The organism is Ornithinimicrobium sp. F0845 (assembly GCF_023015765.1).
GTDB lineage: Bacteria > Actinomycetota > Actinomycetes > Actinomycetales > Dermatophilaceae > Ornithinicoccus.
The window spans coordinates 1-17,049 of sequence record NZ_JALKAL010000013.1 but is presented as its reverse complement, the minus strand read 5'-3'; the positions used below and the strand labels follow the sequence as shown (position 1 = coordinate 17,049).

At 69.0% G+C, this 17,049-nt stretch carries 12 protein-coding genes and 1 riboswitch; of the genes, 8 read left to right on the top strand and 4 right to left on the bottom strand.

What is annotated here, in order from left to right; all coding sequences use genetic code 11:
* Nucleotides 1–147 precede the first annotated feature (147 nt).
* Nucleotides 148–310: riboswitch (cyclic di-AMP (ydaO/yuaA leader) on the top strand.
* A 2-nt stretch (nt 311–312) separates the two neighbouring features.
* Nucleotides 313–1,158, top strand: a complete 846-nt coding sequence (locus MWU75_RS15980) for a C40 family peptidase (RefSeq protein WP_247092709.1) — start codon at nt 313–315, stop codon at nt 1,156–1,158.
* 482 nt (nt 1,159–1,640) lie between these two features.
* Here the strand turns inward: MWU75_RS15980 and MWU75_RS15975 are convergent, their stop codons facing one another.
* The gene (locus MWU75_RS15975; RefSeq protein WP_247092706.1) at nt 1,641–2,762 is read right to left on the bottom strand and encodes a hemolysin family protein; all 1,122 of its coding nucleotides are present in this window, start codon (nt 2,760–2,762) and stop codon (nt 1,641–1,643) included.
* Nucleotides 2,759–4,144, bottom strand: a complete 1,386-nt coding sequence (locus MWU75_RS15970; protein ID WP_247092704.1) for a hemolysin family protein — start codon at nt 4,142–4,144, stop codon at nt 2,759–2,761. The genes MWU75_RS15975 and MWU75_RS15970 overlap by 4 nt, the downstream gene beginning before the upstream one ends.
* Before the next feature lie 257 nt (nt 4,145–4,401).
* Here MWU75_RS15970 and MWU75_RS15965 point away from each other — a divergent pair, with 257 nt between their 5' ends.
* Both MWU75_RS15965 and MWU75_RS15960 read left to right on the top strand, forming a co-directional pair.
* A complete protein-coding gene (locus tag MWU75_RS15965; protein WP_247092702.1) occupies nt 4,402–5,694 on the top strand; it encodes a metallophosphoesterase in 1,293 nt (430 codons plus the stop codon).
* Nucleotides 5,691–8,345 (top strand): AAA family ATPase, encoded by a 2,655-nt coding sequence (locus MWU75_RS15960; protein ID WP_247092700.1) that lies wholly within the window; start codon nt 5,691–5,693, stop codon nt 8,343–8,345. Before MWU75_RS15965 ends, MWU75_RS15960 begins: the two co-directional genes overlap by 4 nt.
* Nucleotides 8,346–8,640: 295 nt before the next feature.
* On the opposite strand, the gene MWU75_RS15955 is transcribed toward MWU75_RS15960, so the two are convergent.
* Nucleotides 8,641–9,447 (bottom strand): hypothetical protein, encoded by an 807-nt coding sequence (locus MWU75_RS15955; RefSeq protein WP_247092698.1) that lies wholly within the window; start codon nt 9,445–9,447, stop codon nt 8,641–8,643.
* A 176-nt stretch (nt 9,448–9,623) separates the two neighbouring features.
* Between MWU75_RS15955 and MWU75_RS20390 the strand changes: the two genes are divergently transcribed.
* The 3 genes from MWU75_RS20390 to MWU75_RS15940 all read left to right on the top strand — a co-directional run bounded on the left by MWU75_RS20390 (nt 9,624) and on the right by MWU75_RS15940 (nt 14,842).
* A complete protein-coding gene (locus MWU75_RS20390) occupies nt 9,624–10,838 on the top strand; it encodes a histidine kinase (protein ID WP_247092696.1) in 1,215 nt (404 codons plus the stop codon).
* On the top strand, nt 10,835–11,488 hold the full coding sequence (locus MWU75_RS15945) for a response regulator transcription factor (RefSeq protein ID WP_247092694.1): 654 nt from the start codon (nt 10,835–10,837) through the stop codon (nt 11,486–11,488). The genes MWU75_RS20390 and MWU75_RS15945 overlap by 4 nt, the downstream gene beginning before the upstream one ends.
* 1,338 nt (nt 11,489–12,826) lie before the next feature.
* Entirely contained in the window at nt 12,827–14,842 is a 2,016-nt protein-coding gene (locus MWU75_RS15940; protein WP_247092692.1) for an AAA family ATPase, read from the top strand.
* A 128-nt stretch (nt 14,843–14,970) separates the two neighbouring features.
* Here the strand turns inward: MWU75_RS15940 and MWU75_RS15935 are convergent, their stop codons facing one another.
* Nucleotides 14,971–15,975 (bottom strand): hypothetical protein, encoded by a 1,005-nt coding sequence (locus MWU75_RS15935; protein WP_247092690.1) that lies wholly within the window; start codon nt 15,973–15,975, stop codon nt 14,971–14,973.
* 275 nt (nt 15,976–16,250) lie between these two features.
* Between MWU75_RS15935 and MWU75_RS15930 the strand changes: the two genes are divergently transcribed.
* Both MWU75_RS15930 and MWU75_RS15925 read left to right on the top strand, forming a co-directional pair.
* The gene (locus tag MWU75_RS15930) at nt 16,251–16,454 is read left to right on the top strand and encodes a DUF6290 family protein (RefSeq protein WP_247092688.1); all 204 of its coding nucleotides are present in this window, start codon (nt 16,251–16,253) and stop codon (nt 16,452–16,454) included.
* Complete coding sequence (locus MWU75_RS15925; protein ID WP_247092686.1) at nt 16,451–16,834, top strand: type II toxin-antitoxin system death-on-curing family toxin; 384 nt, start codon at nt 16,451–16,453, stop codon at nt 16,832–16,834. Before MWU75_RS15930 ends, MWU75_RS15925 begins: the two co-directional genes overlap by 4 nt.
* Nucleotides 16,835–17,049 lie beyond the last annotated feature (215 nt).

The following is a 17,049-nucleotide window of genomic DNA, read 5'->3' as shown; positions in this document are numbered from 1 at the left end:
TTGTGCAGGTAGGTCGACCTGCCCCGTGAGCAGACGATGCGCGTTGTCCACAAGTCCTTTACCAAAACGTGACATTCGTCAGATCCGGTGTGTATGGTTTTCATCGCGCCTTCCCCCGACGGCGCTCCGACCGCAGGCGCTGAGTCCTGTCACTGCGGCCGGATCTCTTGAAGACACCGCTGGCAGGAGCGGGGGACCCACTCCCGGGGCTGACGCCCCTAGGGGCTAAGAGTGGCCGGTTCGCCGGACACTCCGGGCGCACTCCAGCCCGAGCCCGACAGCTCACCCCGCAGGCATTTGGAGAGGTACATCGTGACCAACCGCCCCACCGGGCGCCACCGTGCGCCCAGCCGCCTCTCCGAGGCCGGCACCACCATCACCCGCTCAGCCAAGACGACCGCAGTTGTCGCGACCTCCGGTGGCCTCCTGGCCGCGGCAGTGTCGCCGGCCAGCGCCAACCCCCAGGGTGTCGTCGATGAGGTCGCGTCGGTCGTCACCGACGCCACCGCGCTCAGCGCCGTCGACCTCCTCGCGCAGAACATGCCGATCATGGCCGAGCCCACGGACCTGCCGGCCGTGGCCGTCGCCGCGCCCCAGGAGGTCGACACCGACTTCGGCGCCCTCGGCTTCACCGGTGTGACCCCGGTCGTCGAGGAGCCCGAGCCCGTCGTCGAGGAGACTGCGTCCGCCGCCCCTGCGCAGGAGGCCACCGCCGAGCGCACCGAGAGCTCCGCGAGCCGCTCCAACGAGCGCGAGGCGGCTCCCGCCCCGGCGCCGGAGCCCGAGCCCGCCCCGGCGCCGGAGCCCGAGCCGGCCCCGCCGTCGAACAGCGGCGGCGTCCTGGGCGTCGCGGCCGCCTACACCGGCATCATGTACGTCCACGGCGGCAGCACCCCGGCCGGCTTTGACTGCTCCGGCTACACCCAGTTCGTGTTTGCCCAGGTCGGGATCAGCCTGCCCCGCACCGCGTCGGGCCAGCAGTCCGTGGCCACCCCGGTGAGTAACCCGCAGCCCGGCGACCTGGTGTTCTTCGGCTACCCGGCCTACCACGTGGGCATCTACGCCGGCAACGGCATGATGTACGACTCCGGCCGCCCGGGACTCCCGACGCAGCTGCGCCCCGTCTTCAGCGGCGTCAGCGGCTACGGTCGCATCTGACCCTCAGCGGCGTCAGCGGCCACGGCCGCCTCTGACCCTCAACTGCGACAGCGGCCACGGCCGCACCAGCAGCACTTCACACCACCAGAAGGGCCCCGCCACCCGGCGGGGCCCTTCTGCTGTCCCCGGACGCCCAGCCGCCCGAACAACTGCGTAACGCCCGGACGAGCGGACCAGGGACATGTCCTCAGTGCTCAGTGCGACCGGGCACGTGGGGTGGCGAATATATCGGCCACCAAGCGCGCGGCCTGACCTGGCGTGGCGAAGATTGCTGGCCACCGAGTTCACGGCCCCCACCCACGTCTTCGAGCGCCTTCGTGTTCCTCGGGCCGACTGCAGTCGGCTCTCAGATCACCGAGGGGCTCGAAGTTGCACTGCGGACGGGCTGCGGGAGGGGAGGCTGCTGCTGCCCTGCGGGAGGGGAGGGTGCTGCCTGCAGGAGGGGAGCGCTGGGCGCTGTACCTCTGGGTCCCGACCGCCCTTCAGGAGGACAGCGAGGTCGTCGCGACCGTCATCTGCGGCTCCGACGTCGGCTGCGGTTCCGACGTCGGCTCCTGCTCCGGCTCATCCGGCTCGTCCGTCTCGTCGTCGAACTCGCCCAGGATCTGCTCGAGCAGGTCCTCCAGCGAGATCAGACCGACGACCTCTCCGCTGGCGTCGGTCACCAGCGCGAGCTGGGCGCGGTCGGCCCGCATGCGCTGCACCGCGTCGATCAGCTGCTGGGAGTTGGGCAGGGTGATGGCCTCCTGGAGGAGGTGGGTCACGGAGAGCCGCTCGTCGCCCGCGGCGGTCGCGCGGACGGCGTCCCGGACGTGGACCAGGCCGATGATCTGCCCGTCCCGGGTCACGAACAGCCGCGACCGGCCGCTCTCGTGGCAGATCGCCTCCACGTCCGCGGCCGTGCCCGTGTCGGGCACGCAGACCGCGTCAGCGACGGGGAACATGACCTGGGAGATCGTCTCCTCCTCGAGCTTCAGCGCCCCCGTGAGCATCGCGTGGTCCTCGTCGGGCAGCACGCCGTGCTGGTGGGACTGGGCGAGCAGGAGCTGGAGCTCGGCCGGCCCGTGCGAGGCACTGACCGTGTCGACCGGCTGGACCCCGAAGACTCGCAGGCCCTGGTTCGCCAGAGCGTTGAGCACCCAGATGAGCGGGCGGCTCGCCCAGGTGAAGGCGCGGAACGGGAGGGCCAGGAGCATCGCCGACGTCTCCGGGTGGGAGATCGCCCACGACTTCGGGGCCATCTCGCCGACCACCATGTGCAGGAAGACGACCAGTGACATCGCGATGATCACGGCCACCACGTGGGTCAGGGCATCGGGCAGCCCGGCCCAGTGGATCGCGGGCTCGAGCAGCGTGGCGACGGCAGGCTCGGCCAGGGCGCCGAGGCCCAGGGTGCACAGCGTGATGCCGAGCTGGGCGCCCGCGAGCATGAGCGAGAGCTCCTTGTTGGCCGCCACGGCCGACTTCGCTGCTCGACTGCCCCGTGCGGCGTGCTCCTCGAGCCGGTGCCGCTTGGCGGCGACGACGGCGAACTCGGCGGCCACGAAGAAGGCGTTGAGCACCAGCAGCAGCACGCTGAGCAGGAGTGCGGCCGTGGTGGTCACGCACTCACCTCCTCGGACGTGGCCTCGTCGTCGGCCAGGGAGCCAGGCGTGGTGACGGGTGCGTGCAGACGCACCGTGTCCGGCACATAGCGCTGGACCGAGAGGACATCGAGCCGCACCCGTCGGACCTCTGGCGCGCCGTGCTCGTCCCTACCGTCCCAGGCCACCTCCAGGGTGTCGCCCTCCTCGGCCACGCGGCCCAGGCGGTCCATGATCAGGCCGGAGACGGTGTCGTAGTCCTCGTGCTCGGGCAGCATGACGCCCGTGGTCTGCCACACCTCGTCGAGCCGGAGCCGGGCCGGGATCTCCCAGGTGCCGTCGGGCTGCTCCTCGACCGGCTCCTCCTCGATGTCGCCCTCGTCCCAGATCTCGCCGACGACCTCCTCGGCGACGTCCTCGAAGGTGATGACACCGGCGAAACCGCCGTACTCGTCGACGACGACCGCGATCTGGCGGTGGGCCTGACGCATCTGCTCCAGCACCCGCGGCAGGGGCAGGCTCTCGGGGATGATCAGCGCCTCGCTGGCCAGGTCACGCACCGTGGCGGTGGGCCGGTCCGGCGCCGGGACGGCCAGCAGCTCGTGCAGACCGATCACCCCCACGATGTCGTCGATGTCCCGGCCGATAACCGGGAAGCGGGAGTGCCCGGTCTCCAGGAGCTCCAGGACCCGGGCGGCCGGCTCGTCGGCCTGCACGGTCTCCACGTCGATGCGGGGGGTCATGACCTCTTCGGCGACGTGCTTGCGGAAGGCGAGACCGCGACCCAGCAGCCGGGACAGGTCCTCGTCGAGCAGGCCGCCGGTGTGCGCCTCGTCGATGATCCGGTGCAGCTCCTCGGGGGTCGCGCCCTGCGGGAGCTCCTCGACCGGCTCGATGCCGACCGCGCGCAGCAGTCGGTTGGAGGCCTTGTCGAACAGCCCGATGACCGGGCCGGCGACGGCGAGATAGACGAGGGTGGAGCGGGACAGCGCCCGGGCCAGGGGCACCGGGCGCGCGATGGCCAGGTTCTTGGGGCCGAGCTCGCCGAGCACCATCTGCACCGCGGTGGCGAACACCAGCGTGATCGCGACGGACAGCGAGGTCGTGGCCGCGGGGGACAGGTCGGTAAAGCCCATCAGCCCGGCCAGCCCCCGGCCGAGTAACGGCTCACCGGCGAAGCCCACGAGCAGGGCGGTCAGCGTGATGCCGAACTGGGCGCCGGACAGGGTGAAGGACAGCCGCGAGGTGACCTTGAGCGCACGTTGCGCCGCGGCGTCGCCCTCGTCGGCGAGCTTCTGCAGCTGGCCGCGGTCGACAGCGACGTAGGCGAATTCCTGGGCCACGAAGTAGCCGGTCAGGACGGTCAGGGCGAAGATGACGAACAGGCCGCTGGCGATCAGCACTGGGCGGTCACCTGCCGGGCAGTGTGGGTGGAGCGCCGGGCCTGGCCCGGCCCGGTACTACTGGGCTCCGCGGGTTCTTCCACCGGGTCTGCCTGTTTATGCATCCGCCCAGCGTACTGGACACAGCACTCGCCGCAGCAATTTCCACAGGCTCCAGCGCTCGTCATACTGCCCGGATCCGTCCCTCCCCGGTGTGCCAGCCGGGGTCTGTCGGTGCTCTCTCCTACGGTGAGGACATCACCTCGGGAGGAGGACGAGTGAGGTTCCTGCACACCGCCGACTGGCAGATCGGCATGACGCGGCACTACCTGGACGGCGAGGCCCAAGCGCGCTTCACCGCCGCCCGCATCGACGCCATCCGGCGCATCGGTGCCGTGGCGGGCGAGCAGGAGTGCGAGTTCGTCGTGGTGTGCGGGGACGTTTTCGAGACCAACCAGCTGTCCAGGCAGACCGTCGGGCGGGCGCTCGAGGCGCTGGCCACCGTGCCGGTGCCCGTCTATCTGCTGCCCGGCAACCACGACCCGCTGGACCCGGTGACGATCTATCGCAGCCCCCAGTTCGTCCGCGACTGCCCCGACCACGTGCACGTCCTGACCGACGCCGAGCCGGTGCTGGTGCGCGCGGGCGTCGAGCTGATCCCGGCGCCCTGGTCGGGCAAGCGCCCCGGGCGGGACCTCGTCGGCGCGGCGGTCGCCGCCGCACTCGCGGGAGGGAGTATGCCGTCAGCCGGCTCCGACGACCCGGTCCGGATCGTGGTGGGTCACGGGGCGGTCGACGTGCTGGACCCCGACCGGGCCAACGCCGGTGCGATCGCCCTGGCGCCGCTCGAGCAGGAGATCGCCGCCGGGCGGATCCACTACGTCGCGCTCGGCGACCGGCACTCCCGCACGAGCGTGGGGGAGTCCGGGGCCGTGTGGTATTCCGGGGCACCCGAGGTCACCAGTCACCGCGAGGACCTGCCCGGCGACGTCCTGGTCGTCGAGGTCGAGGCCGGCACCCCGCCTGTGGTCACGCCGCACCACGTGGGCACGTGGGCGTTCCGCACGCTGCGCCGCGAGCTCGGGGGCGCGGCGGACGTGAGCGCCCTGGCGCGGGAGCTGGCGGCGATCCCCGACAAGGACCGGACCGTCGTGCGGCTGGCGTTGCACGGTGCCCTGGGCGTCGCCGCCCACGCCGACCTCGCCGACCTGCTGGAGGCTCAGGGTGACGTCTTTGCCGCGCTGTCGACGTGGGATCGGCACACCGCTCTCCGGGTCAGCGCGGACGACGCCGACCTGGAGCAACTGGCACTCGGAGGCTTCCTGAGCGCTGCGGCGGACGAGATGCGGCAGCTGGCGCTCGCCGGGTCCGACGACGCGGGTGGCTCGGTCCACGCGCGTGATGACGTCGACGAGTCCGGGTCCGAGCTGATCGACGGTGGCGCGGACGCCGATCTCGCCGATGAGGACCCCTTGGGCTGGGCATTCACCGGTGACGCCGAGCCGGACGGCCAGAGCGCCACCGACGCGCTCGCACTGCTTCACCGTTTCTCCCGGGAGGTGGCGCGGTGAGGCTGCACCGACTGCACCTGCGCGATGTCAAGGGCGTGACGGACCGGACCATCGAGTTCCCCGACTCCGGCGTCGTGATCATCGAGGGACCCAACGAGATCGGCAAGACCACGCTGCTCGAGGCGTTCGACCTGCTCCTCGACCCGCGGGCCAAGGCGTCCTCGCAGGCCAAGGCGGTCAAGTCCCTGCAGCCGGTCGGTCGGGACGTAGGGCCGCGGGTCGAGGCTGAGTTCTCGGTGGGCCGCTACCGCCTGCGATTCATGACCCAGTGGTTGCGCGGCGTGGCGACCGAGCTGGAGATCCTGGCGCCGGGACGCGAGCAGCTCAGCGGTGATGCGGCGCAGCAACGGCTCGATGCGATCCTCGCCGAGAGCCTGGACCGCCCGTTGTGGGAGGCCTTGCGCTTCACCCAGGCCGGCGAGTTGGGTCAGGTGGCGCTCACCGGCAGCGCAGTGCTCACCGAGGCCCTGGACGGGGCCAGCGGTGCGCACCTGCACGCCTCCGAGGGCGCACCGTTGCTCGAGCTGGTGGAGAAGGAGTTCCTGCGCTACTACACGCCCACGGGCCGGGTCGGGGGCGAGCTGAGGGCGGCGGTGACTGCCGCGACCACCGCCCGCGACGCCGCGGTGCACGCGCACGGACAACTGGTCGAGACCGAGGGCCTCGTCGCGCGGCACGAGCAGCTCCGCGAGCGGGCGGCCTCGCTGACCCAGCAGCAGTCGAGCCTGGTGGCCCAGCGTGACCGAACGCGGGACCAGGACACCGAGGTCGCGCAGATCGTCCGCGCGCACGAGGAGTCGACCGCGGCGCTGGCCCGCGCGCGCAAGGACTCTGTGCAGGCTCGGGACGACCTGACTCGCCGTGAGCGCTCGGTGCTGGACCTAGAGGAGGTCGCGGGTCGCATCCGTGCTGCCGAGGACGCGGTGCAGCACGTGCGCACGGAGGTGGAGACGGCGACGGCTGCCACCCCTGGCCTGGTCGCCTCCCGGGACGGTGCGCGTGCCGACCGCGATCGCGCCCGTGAGGTTGCCGACCTCGCGGCCGCCGACGTCGAGCACCTCGCTGCTGCTGCTCGCATCACGGACCTGACCCGGCTGCAGGTTCGCTGTGAGGAGCTCCGTGCGGACGAGGAGACCGCACGCGCCCGCCTCCAGGCCGCTCCTGATCTGGATGAGAGCACTGTCCGTGGCATCGAGATCGCCGAGCGCGACGTGCTCCGTCTGCGGACCTTGCAGGAGGCCACGGGTGCACGGGTGACGCTCGAGGCGCTGGGGGCGCAGCAGAGTGTCGTCCTCAACGGCGAGTCGGTGCTGGTCGCCGGGGCAGGTGAGGCGGCCCACGAGGTCCCGGTCAGGGGCGGCCTGCGGCTCGAGCTCCCGGGTGAGCTGCGTGTGAGCGTCCAACCGGAGGAGAGCGCCGCACAACTCGCCAGTGACCTCGGGGCAGCGCAGACCCGGCTGGCCCAGCTCCTCGAGGCATCCGGCGTCCCGGACGTGGAGGCCGCGCGGGCAGCGGCCGGGGAGCGGTCCGCCGCCGCTGAGCAGCTCCGACACGTGCGGGAGCGTCTCTCGGACGTGCTGGGCGGTCGGTCGGAGCCCGACCTGGTGGCCGAGGTGGCTCGGCTGCGCGAGGTCGTGGACTCCCGCGGGAGCTCCCGTCCCGCGGACTACGCGCTGCCCGTCGACGAGGCCACGGCGCGGGCGGTGGCGCGCGCAGCAGCAGCCGCGGCGCGCGAGAGCGAGCACGACCTCGAGGCGGCGGAGGTGGCGCTGGCCGACCACGAGCGGCACTGCGCCCAGCTGAGACTGCGGGTCGAGAAGTCCGAGGGGATCAACGAGACGCTGGCCGAGCGCCTGACCCGGGACCGGCAGCGGCTCGCCGAGAGCCGGGAGCGCCGGTCGGACGAGGCGTTGCAGGTTGCGGTCACCGAGGCCGGGGCGGCCTACGCCAAGGTGGAGGCGCGGGCCGCGGTGACCGGACGTGAGCTGGAGGAGGCGGACGTCGAGGGCGTGCGAGCCCGGTTCGAGGCGGCCGAGCGTGCACTCAGCGAGCACGTCGCCGAGGTCGCCCGCGTGCACGAGGAGCAGGCGCAGGTCCAGGGACAGGTCGAGCTCGTCAGCGGCGAGGGCCGGCAGGAGGCCTACGACCTAGCGGTCGCCGAGTTCCAGCGACTGCGGCGCGAGCTCGACCGGGTGCACCGGCGGGCGCGGGCGGCCCGGCACCTGCGCGAGACGTTGACCAGGCACCGTGAGACCGCTCACCAGGCCTACGTGCGTCCTTACCGCGAGGCGCTCCAGCGGCTGGGACGCGGCGTCTACGGACAGACCTTCGACGTCGAGGTCGCCGAGGACCTCACCATCGCCGCGCGCTCGCTGGAGGGCACCAGGGTCCCGTTCGACCAGCTCTCCGGGGGTGCCAAGGAGCAGCTCGGCATCCTGTCCCGCCTCGCCGTGGCCAGCCTCGTGGAGGCGGGGGACGGGGTGCCGGTGATCATCGACGACGCCCTGGGCTACACCGACCCCGAGCGGCTCGAACGTGTGGGCGCGGTGCTGGGTGCCCCCGGTGACGGCACCCAGGTCATTCTGCTGACCTGCACGCCGGAGCGCTACGGGGCGATCGAGGGCACGACGACCATCCGGTTGACCGCCTGAGCGGTTGACCACTTGGTGTCTTCGCTGCTGCTCGCCTGAAAGTTGAGCGGCTGCCGTCGTCTGCCGGCCTGCACGGAGGCGAGGTAGGCGTCCGTCCCGTCCCAACGTTTGCCGGATCAGGCCGGCACCTACGCCGGGGGCGTGATTACTTTCGTGGACGACCAGGGGGCGGAGCAGTCGCGACCGGTGCCGGCACTCGTGCTGGCGGCGCTGCTACAGCTGCGCCACCTCAGTTCGCCTGACTGCATCGCACCTCGCAACGCGGGTGCGTGGCAACGTCGCCACGCACCCGCGTTCAGGCACGCGACCCAGGGACCAGTCCCTCCTGTGGCGGGTTCGCCGATCCTGACCTCTCGACCGTCTCATCACCGAGCCTTGTCTGCTGCCACAGCACGAGACCGAGCCACCCGAGACCGGCGAGGAAGAACAGGTGTGAGGTGACGGGGACGAGGGTGGACCCCGCCCCGCCGGACAGTGGTCCGCCGACCATGTCGAACAGCACGAAGGCGAGGACCATGACGAGGGGTGCCTTGGGGAACCGCCCGGAGCGCCACACCGCGATCACCAGCGTGATCAGACCCACCAGGGTGCCGGCCATGAAGAGTACGAGGACGGCCGCCATGATCGGGTTCGCACCGTCGAGCAGGGCCACCGCGTCGTCGCGATCGATGGCGCCCTGGGTGAGCTCGAGCTGCACCCCCTGCACCGCCCGAACGCCGCCGAACCCCACCATGGAACAGATGGACAGGAGCGCGGCGACCAGAGCCAGGACGGGTGACCGCTGCGCGACGGCGTGGGCCAGACCGACGAAGGCCGGGACGTAGAGAACCGTGGCTGCGAGTCCCAGCAGCACGCTGATCACGAAAGCGGACTCGTGGGCCGCGATGGCCTCGAACTGGCCGAAGGTGTCGCCGCCGAGGGGAGAGATGGCGACCTCGGCGACCTGCAGGAGCGGGGCCAGGACGAGGCACAGGGCTGTGGCCCGCACCCACACCAGTGGTGAGGTGGGGGTCGTGGCCGCCCCGGTGGGTGGGAAGGTGCCGGTGTGCGTGGGTGTCGCGGCGGGCGTGGATGAGCTGGGGAGTGCTGGGTTGGGTTGCACGGATGACCTCCGATGGTGTGGCCGGAAAGCGACACGACCGACGGTCCTCGCGCTGCGCTGTCGCCCCAACAGCCATGCGGCCGTTTCTGGGCCATCTCTCACCCCGCCGCGTGGGCGCCAGCTATCACCCGAACGGCCGATGCCGTCCGCGCCGCGTGACGGATAGGTTGAGGCTCGTGAAGGTCAGCCGCATCCCGGTCGAGGTCGTGGACGTGTTGCTCGCCGCGGCGCTGGTCACGGCCGCGCTGGTCTCCGCGCTCCCCGGGGTGGATGGGCCGCGGGAGGTGCTCGGCCTCGCCGGGTCCCTCCTGATGCTCGGATCGGTTGCCCTGCGGACGGTGGCGCCGATGGCGATGGCCGTCACAGCCAGTGTCGGTCTCGCCGTCGCCTCGGTCGCCACCGACTCTCTCGACTCGCTGTGGCTGCTGCCCGCTGCACTCGTCGTGACCTTCTCGGTGGGTTTTGGCCTGCGCGGGGAGCGCCGCGCAGGCGCGGCGACGCTCTTGCTCGCCAGCACGTGGATCCTGCAGTCGCAGGTCGCGGAAAGCCTCGGTGAGGTCCTCGTGGTGCCCGTCATCATCATCGGCCCGGCGCTCCTCATCGGGATCATCACGGGTCGGAGCCGAGACCAGGCGACACGTCTCCAACAACTCACCGAGGCGCTGGAGCGTGAGCGGGACCACCACGCGGAGGCGATGATCACCGCGGAGCGGCACCGCATCGCTCGCGAGCTCCACGACGTCATCGCGCACTCCCTGTCCATCATCGTGGTCCAGGCCGGGGCGGTGGAGGGAACGCTCCCTCCGGGCAGCGACCAACGGGCGCGGGTCGCCGCGATCCGGCAGGTGGGTCGCAGCGCGCTCGGGGAGTCCCGGCGGCTTCTGACGACCGTCCGTGCACCCGGCAACAGCACGACCGCCGACGACAGCGCCACCAATACGGACACGATCACCGACACCGACGACAACACCGCCACCCGCGACGTCGGCGGGGCGCACCCGCAGCCGGGCTTCGCCGACATACCGACTCTCGTCGATCAGGCGGCGGCGATGCTTCTCGTGCGGGGCACTCCGGGGAGCTCCTCACCGGGACTGGGGTTGGCGGCATACCGGATCGTCCAGGAGGCACTGACCAACGCCCGGCGTCACGCAGGCCCACGGGCGGCCGCCGCGGTCACCCTCGACTGGTCACCCACCGCACTGGCGATCGAGGTAGAGGACTGCGGCGCGGTCGAGCGGGGTGGCGCGGGGCCAGCGATACCCGGCCAGGGCCTGGTAGGGATGCGCGAGCGCGTCTCGATGTATGGCGGCACGTTCACCGCCGGACCGCGGCCGGACCGCCCCGGCTGGCGGGTCCGGGCCGAGCTGCCGCTCGTAGGGGTGGGAGTGTGATCCGGATCGTCGTCGTCGACGACCAGGCACTCGTGCGGAGCGGACTCGTCCTCATCCTCAACCAGGACCCGGGGCTGGAGGTCTGCGGCGAGGCGTCGGACGGTGCCGAGGCCGTGCACGTCGTCAAGCGCGAGCGGCCCGACATCGTGCTGATGGACATCCGCATGCCAGGGATGGACGGCATCGAGGCGACGCGGCGGATCACCGCGGCCGAGGAGCCGCCGCCGGTCGTCGTGCTCACGACGTACGACATGGACGACAACGTCGTGCGAGCCCTGCGGGCCGGGGCCACGGGCTTCCTGCTCAAGGACGACGATCCCCAGTCGCTGGTCGCAGCCGTGCACAATGCCGTCCGTGGTGAGATGCCGATGGCTGGCCCGGTCGTGCGCCGGATGGCCGATGAATTCCTGCAGCGACGATCCGGGGAGGTCGACCCGGCAGCGCTTGATCCCCTGTCTGACCGCGAGCGCGACGTCATGCTCGAGGTGGCCCGAGGGTTCACGAACCTGGAGATCGCGCAGCGGCTCTTCATCAGCCCCGCGACCGTGAAGTCACACGTCGCGAGCATCCTGCTCAAGCTGGGGCTGCGCAGCCGCAGCCAGGCGATCATCCTGGCCTACGAGACCGGCCTCCTGCGACCGGGCGCATAGTCCGACCGAACGCGTCGAGCGGCACCCTGACCCAGCAACCGCGGTGGGAGAGACACGGTGTGACTCACCGATCGCATCGCGCTGCGAAGTCAGCTGCCATCAAGACGATGACCCCCATGGGCACTGCGCGACAGATCAGCACGATCGTGCTCGGGACATACACGGATCGAGCAGTCCCACGGGTTCACCTGCGCCCCTCTAGAGAGCCCGCCTCGGGCGGGAGGTCGCACGAGGATGACGAGTGCCCCCGGCAGGATTCGAACCTGCGACACCAGCTTTAGGAGTGCGCCGCCTGGCGGGACTCCGGGGTGAGCTCGTGGTGAATCCGCAGGTCACGATGTTGGGCGGCGCGGTTCGTGATGGGTGGTTGTGGCGGTCCGCAGTCGGTCACGGACCATCTACGTACCAAGTGTGAGTGTCCGTGCGCCGGCGCGGACACCTCTGCCCGGCGCGGGTCTTCCCACTACGGGGGTGGCGTAGGTGCCGGTGCGCCTTATGGAAGAGTCTTGCGCTTCTCGCGTTCGTCCTGGGGATGCCGGATGTCGACCCTGCCTCGATACACGTGAGCCGACGGCGGAGCTCGGTGCTCCACTGCCCGGCGACGACGGTGGGGTCGTCTGCAAGCTCGTCCAGGCTGGCGATGAAGCGGTGGGCGAGCTCAGCACGCCGGCCGTTGGGCAGGTCAGGGCGGACTCGAAGGACATCACCCCGGTTGAAGTCACAGCCGCGAGTCCACGGTGTCGCCAGTGCCGGTCAGCGCAGACGCCGAGGTGCTGCAGGCTCTCGACTGTCCCCGATGCCATGGGCGATATCAATTTGCGACTCCCGCCAGCGTCCGATTGGCAGCTCAGGCTTGACGGCGACTTCGCAAGGGCCGTCTCGGGGTCAGCGTCCGCACCTTCCAGCGCAGAATGCAGACCCTGTTCGGCCAACTCGACACCCGCACACGTTTCCAGGCTGGTTTCCGTGCTGCGATGCTGCAGCGCACAGTTGGCAGCCATCGAGGCTGTTCCATGGCCGGTCCAGCCTGACAAGAGCGCCGGTATTCGGCATGTCGCGTCCCGTGCGACCCAGCACTGCATTCCGCCCAGAATGACGGTCAGCTTGTGCCGCCCACCGGCTCATCGGGCCAGACACAAGGTGCTGTCGCTGGTTCGACAGACAGCGGTACGGCGCGCTGCGCGCCCGCCGACCTGACGCACAGTAACTGACGGACCCGTAGGGCGCGAGGGGGACCCGATGACCGCCGTAGTTGAGACCGAGCAGAGTAAACCGCAGGTGTCGGTCCTGCCCGATAGGCTGTCGCGCAGCCAGCAATCACGTCGTCAGGGGTAAGCCATGCGGTTGACCGCATTCCGTGTCCAGAACTACAAGCGTATTGAAGACACCGGGTGGATCGACTGCAGGGACCTCACCGTCCTGGTCGGCAAGAACGAGGCCGGGAAGTCCGCCATCCTGCGTGGACTGTCGAAGCTGAACCCCTCCGATGAGGAGGACTACGACGGCCTTCGGGAGTACCCCCGTCGTCGCTTCTCGAACGACTACAAGGACACCGAAAACGTAGCGAGCGCGCGCTTCGAGTTCGACAAGGACGACATCGCCGGCTTGACTGCCATCTCTCCGCTCCTCGCGGACGTGAAGTCGGCCGTGGTCGGTCGCAGCTACAACAACAAGTGGTGGGTCGCCTTCTCACCCGCCATCGGAAACGACTACCTGCCAGGGTCGGAGACGAAGCCGAAGATCGAGAAGGCACTCAGTGACTTCGCGGAGACCTTTGCCCCCGACGGGCACGGCGAGGACTTCGCACCGATCAAGGCCAGCCTGTCTCAGACCCTCGCCACCCTCGGTGAAAAGATTCCGGCATCGGGCGTCGTTCCCGCCGACGCCCTCGCAGAGATGTACAAGGCTGTCACCGCCCAAGTGACTGAGCAGTGGCACCGGGACGCACTCAGCGGGCTTCTCGGCGTGCTGCGGCCCCTTCATGAGGAGGCCCAACAGCGCAAGAAGCTGAGTGCCGCTCGGGACTGGGTGGTTGACCACATGCCGCAGTTCATCTACTTCGACCGCTACGACGTGCTCGACAGCGCTATCCACATCCCCACCTTCATCACCCAGATGCAGCAGACCCCGCACGCGCCGCGCGTCCGCACCACCCGTGCCCTCTTCCGCCACGTCGACCTCGACCCCCGAAAACTCCACGAACTGAACACCAGGCAGATCACCGACCAGGAGGAAGCACGCCGGCGCGTCGACGAGCGCGCCATCCGCGCTTCTTCCGCCGGACAGGCCATGACCGAGAAGTTCGGCGCGTGGTGGCTCCAGCGCCGCCACAAGTTCCGCTACGACCTCGACGGCGACTACTTCCGTGTGTGGGTCTCAGACGACCTCGACCCGAGCGAGATCGAACTCGATCAGCGAAGCCAGGGCATGCAGTACTTTTTCTCGTTCTTCCTGATTTTCCTCGTTGAGGCTGCGGACAACCACAAGAACAGCGTCCTCCTGCTCGATGAGCCTGGGAACTCGCTACACGGCACCGCGCAGGCGAAGATCATCGAGTTCCTGCGTAAGATCACCGACGAGAACCAGGTCATCTACTCGACCCACTCACCCTTCATGGTCGACGGCGAGCACCTCGAAGAAATCCGTCCCGTCTACGAGGACAAGATCACCGGCTCCACGAAGGTCTCTGATGATGTCTGGCCCAAGGATAAGGACGCGCTCTTCCCGCTTCAGGCCGCGCTCGGTTACCAGCTCGCCCAGTCGCTCTTCATCTCCCGGCATCAGGTCCTCGTGGAGGGCATCACCGACTTCTGGATCATCAAAGCCCTCGACGCCGCGCTCATCGCGAACGGACGGACGGCGCTCGACCCTAGGGTGATCCTGGCCCCCGGAGGCGGCGCAGGCAGGGTCGTGCCACTCGCCAGCATGCTGGTCGGGCACGAGGTCGAAGTCGCTGCCCTGCTGGACGGCGACGAGCCCGGCCGCAAAGAGGGCAAGAAGTTGGAGCGCGTCCTCGGGTTCGACAACCGGGTGCTCTTCGTCGGCGACCACACGCACGACGGCAACACAACCGGGGAGATTGAAGACCTGTTCCCCGACGACTACTACGCGGCGGCAGTCAAGATCGCGTACGGCAGCAAGGACTTGCGCTTCAACGCCGACGAGAAGGCCATCTCTAACATTGTCGACCGGTTCGAGGCCCTCTTCGAACGCAAGAATCTCGGGGACTTCGAGAAGTGGAAGGTCGCACGCATCCTCGCCGACACCATCATGGCCGACCCGGTGAACGTGCCAACCGAAACACTGGATTCCATCGAGAACATTGCCAAGGCGCTCAACGAGATCACTGGCTAGGGAGCTTTACCCATGGCCGGGAGTCGCGCAGCCTACGTCATACCGCCGCCTATAGACCTACCGAACCGGCGGGGTGAGGAAATCCCTGACTCTGCCTGCCGCTCCGAAGGCGGAGCTCCATTCGGGCTTCAGAGGCCCAAGTCCTTTAGGAGATCCTCGACTTGAGGGTTCTCGAGGCGCCTCTCCTTCAACCGTGCCCGGACGACCTGCTGCTCCAACATCCGTTGGCTGACGTCCAGCACCCGCCGCCTGCCAGCTACATATCCGTCCGGGAGGATCCCCAAGGCTTGCTCCAAAGTGGGTGTCATCAAGTGGAGGCGGATCGCGTCTGACTCCCGATCAAGCGCCCATTCAGGAATTGGAGCCCCACTCTCCACGTCGTGATCCGCGACGATGATGATGGGTTCGCTCGGGGTAGCCGCAACCGCGTCCGCGACGGTGAACAGGTTGCGCGAACCCCCAGAGGGAACAAACCGCAGATCCACTCTTGGGGGGCCGAGTTCTTCAACTACGGCCTGAAGGAGCCTTACGTCGAACTGGCCTTCTACCACCACCGTTCGCCGATTACGGTCAGCTGCCTTCGTTGGGGGCGCCTGACCCGTCAGGCCGATGGCATCCCGGGTGAGGTACGGGTTGCCCACCTCGGCTGCGTGGCGCAGCTTCTGGTCCAACAGCTCGGTGATGCTGACATCGCCGCTTGCCACAGCACCGATGTCATCCGCATCGGCAAGGACGAGATTCACCTCCTTGCCGGCCATCAGGGCGTCGACCGCGTCATCTGAGAAGCCGCCCATGCTGACGAAGAGCCCGACCGTGCCAACTAACTTGCCGTCGACCTTGCCTTTGAATGCGTAGAGAGCGGAGGCGGGTTGCGGGCCTGCGGTCCACTTCGCCTCGAGCAACAGCGTGTGACCGTGATGTACAAATGAGCCATCCAGTTCCTCTCCCTTGGGCCGAAAACGCGCTCGAGCCTGTAGGTCCGCTTCATTCAGCATGCCGAGCAGAACCTTCTCAAGGCGAAATCCGCGTGCACGCTTATCCGCTGGCGGGGCATCGTCTGGGAGGTCCTGTGCTTGCGCGAGTAGCTCGCGCCAGTTGCAGGACTCATCGTCATCGGCTTCAGCACCATTCATGGCAACATGGTTGCGCACAATCCAGTCGCGCGCACGGACACGGGTTGAGGGGCCGTCAACACCGGTACCGGAGCGCGTGCGGTCACCGCCTTAGCCTCCTCGCTTGTCCGGGCACGTCCCAATTGCTTTTGGCCGTCGTCGGTGACACAAGGCGCTCGCGCGGCAGTCTCCTGGCCGGACCAACGGCAAGTCGGCCGGGCTTCTGCGTCATTCCGCCGCCTACCGTCCACTGTGCACAGCGCCCGTTGTGGTGTCATGGCTGATACCATTCGATCATGGCGATGACCCTGAGACTGACGGATGAGGAGACCGAGTCGTTACGTCGCCGGGCTCAGCTGGAGTCTCGTTCGATGCAGGACGTGGCCCGGCAAGCCGTGCGCGAGTACGTGGAGAACCACAGTCGAGCCGAGCTGCTCGATCAGGTCCTCGACGAGGAGCTGCCTCGCTACGCGGAGGCCTTGGAGCGGCTCGGTCAGTGATCTACCTGACCCTGTCCGAACTGCTACATGTCGCCGAGCGAACGCTTGGCCACGAGGCACCCGTGCGCGACCACGGATTGCTGGAGTCGGCCCTGGCGCGACCACAGGCAACCGTCTTCGGGGTGGACGCCTACGAGAATCTCGAGGAGAAGGCCGGGGCGCTGCTGCACTCGTTGGCGCGCAACCATGCGCTGGTCGACGGCAACAAGCGACTTGCCCTCGCGGCCACAATTGCGTTCCTGGGACTCAACGGTTACCGGCTCACTCTCACCAACGATGAGGCGTACACGTCCATCATCGAGGTCGCTTCAGGATCGCTCGATGATGTCGCGGATATCGCTGATCGCATCAGGACAGGCATCGCGCCCCGACTCAACTGACCCCAAAGGTCCGCGATCGCAGTGCCGCACCTCAGTTCTAGCCAGGGTGAGGGACGGTTTGTCATTTGAAGCAGGTATCCAGGTGCGACTTAAGCGGCTCATCCCAATCCAGGGTGTAGTTGGGGTCTGAATCCGCCGGTCTCCAGGAGTGCTCTGGCGATGTAGTTGGTGAGGTTGCGGAAGCCGAGGGCGGAGCCGCGGAGGTGCTCGAGCCG

What these genes read in the sequence shown, in the direction of transcription:
- MWU75_RS15940 (WP_247092692.1), top strand. Translation starts at nt 12,827, where the DNA reads ATGCGGTTGACCGCATTCCGTGTCCAGAACTACAAGCGTATTGAAGAC.
- MWU75_RS15935 (WP_247092690.1), bottom strand. Translation starts at nt 15,975, where the DNA reads ATGAATGGTGCTGAAGCCGATGACGATGAGTCCTGCAACTGGCGCGAG.
- MWU75_RS15930 (WP_247092688.1), top strand. Translation starts at nt 16,251, where the DNA reads ATGGCGATGACCCTGAGACTGACGGATGAGGAGACCGAGTCGTTACGT.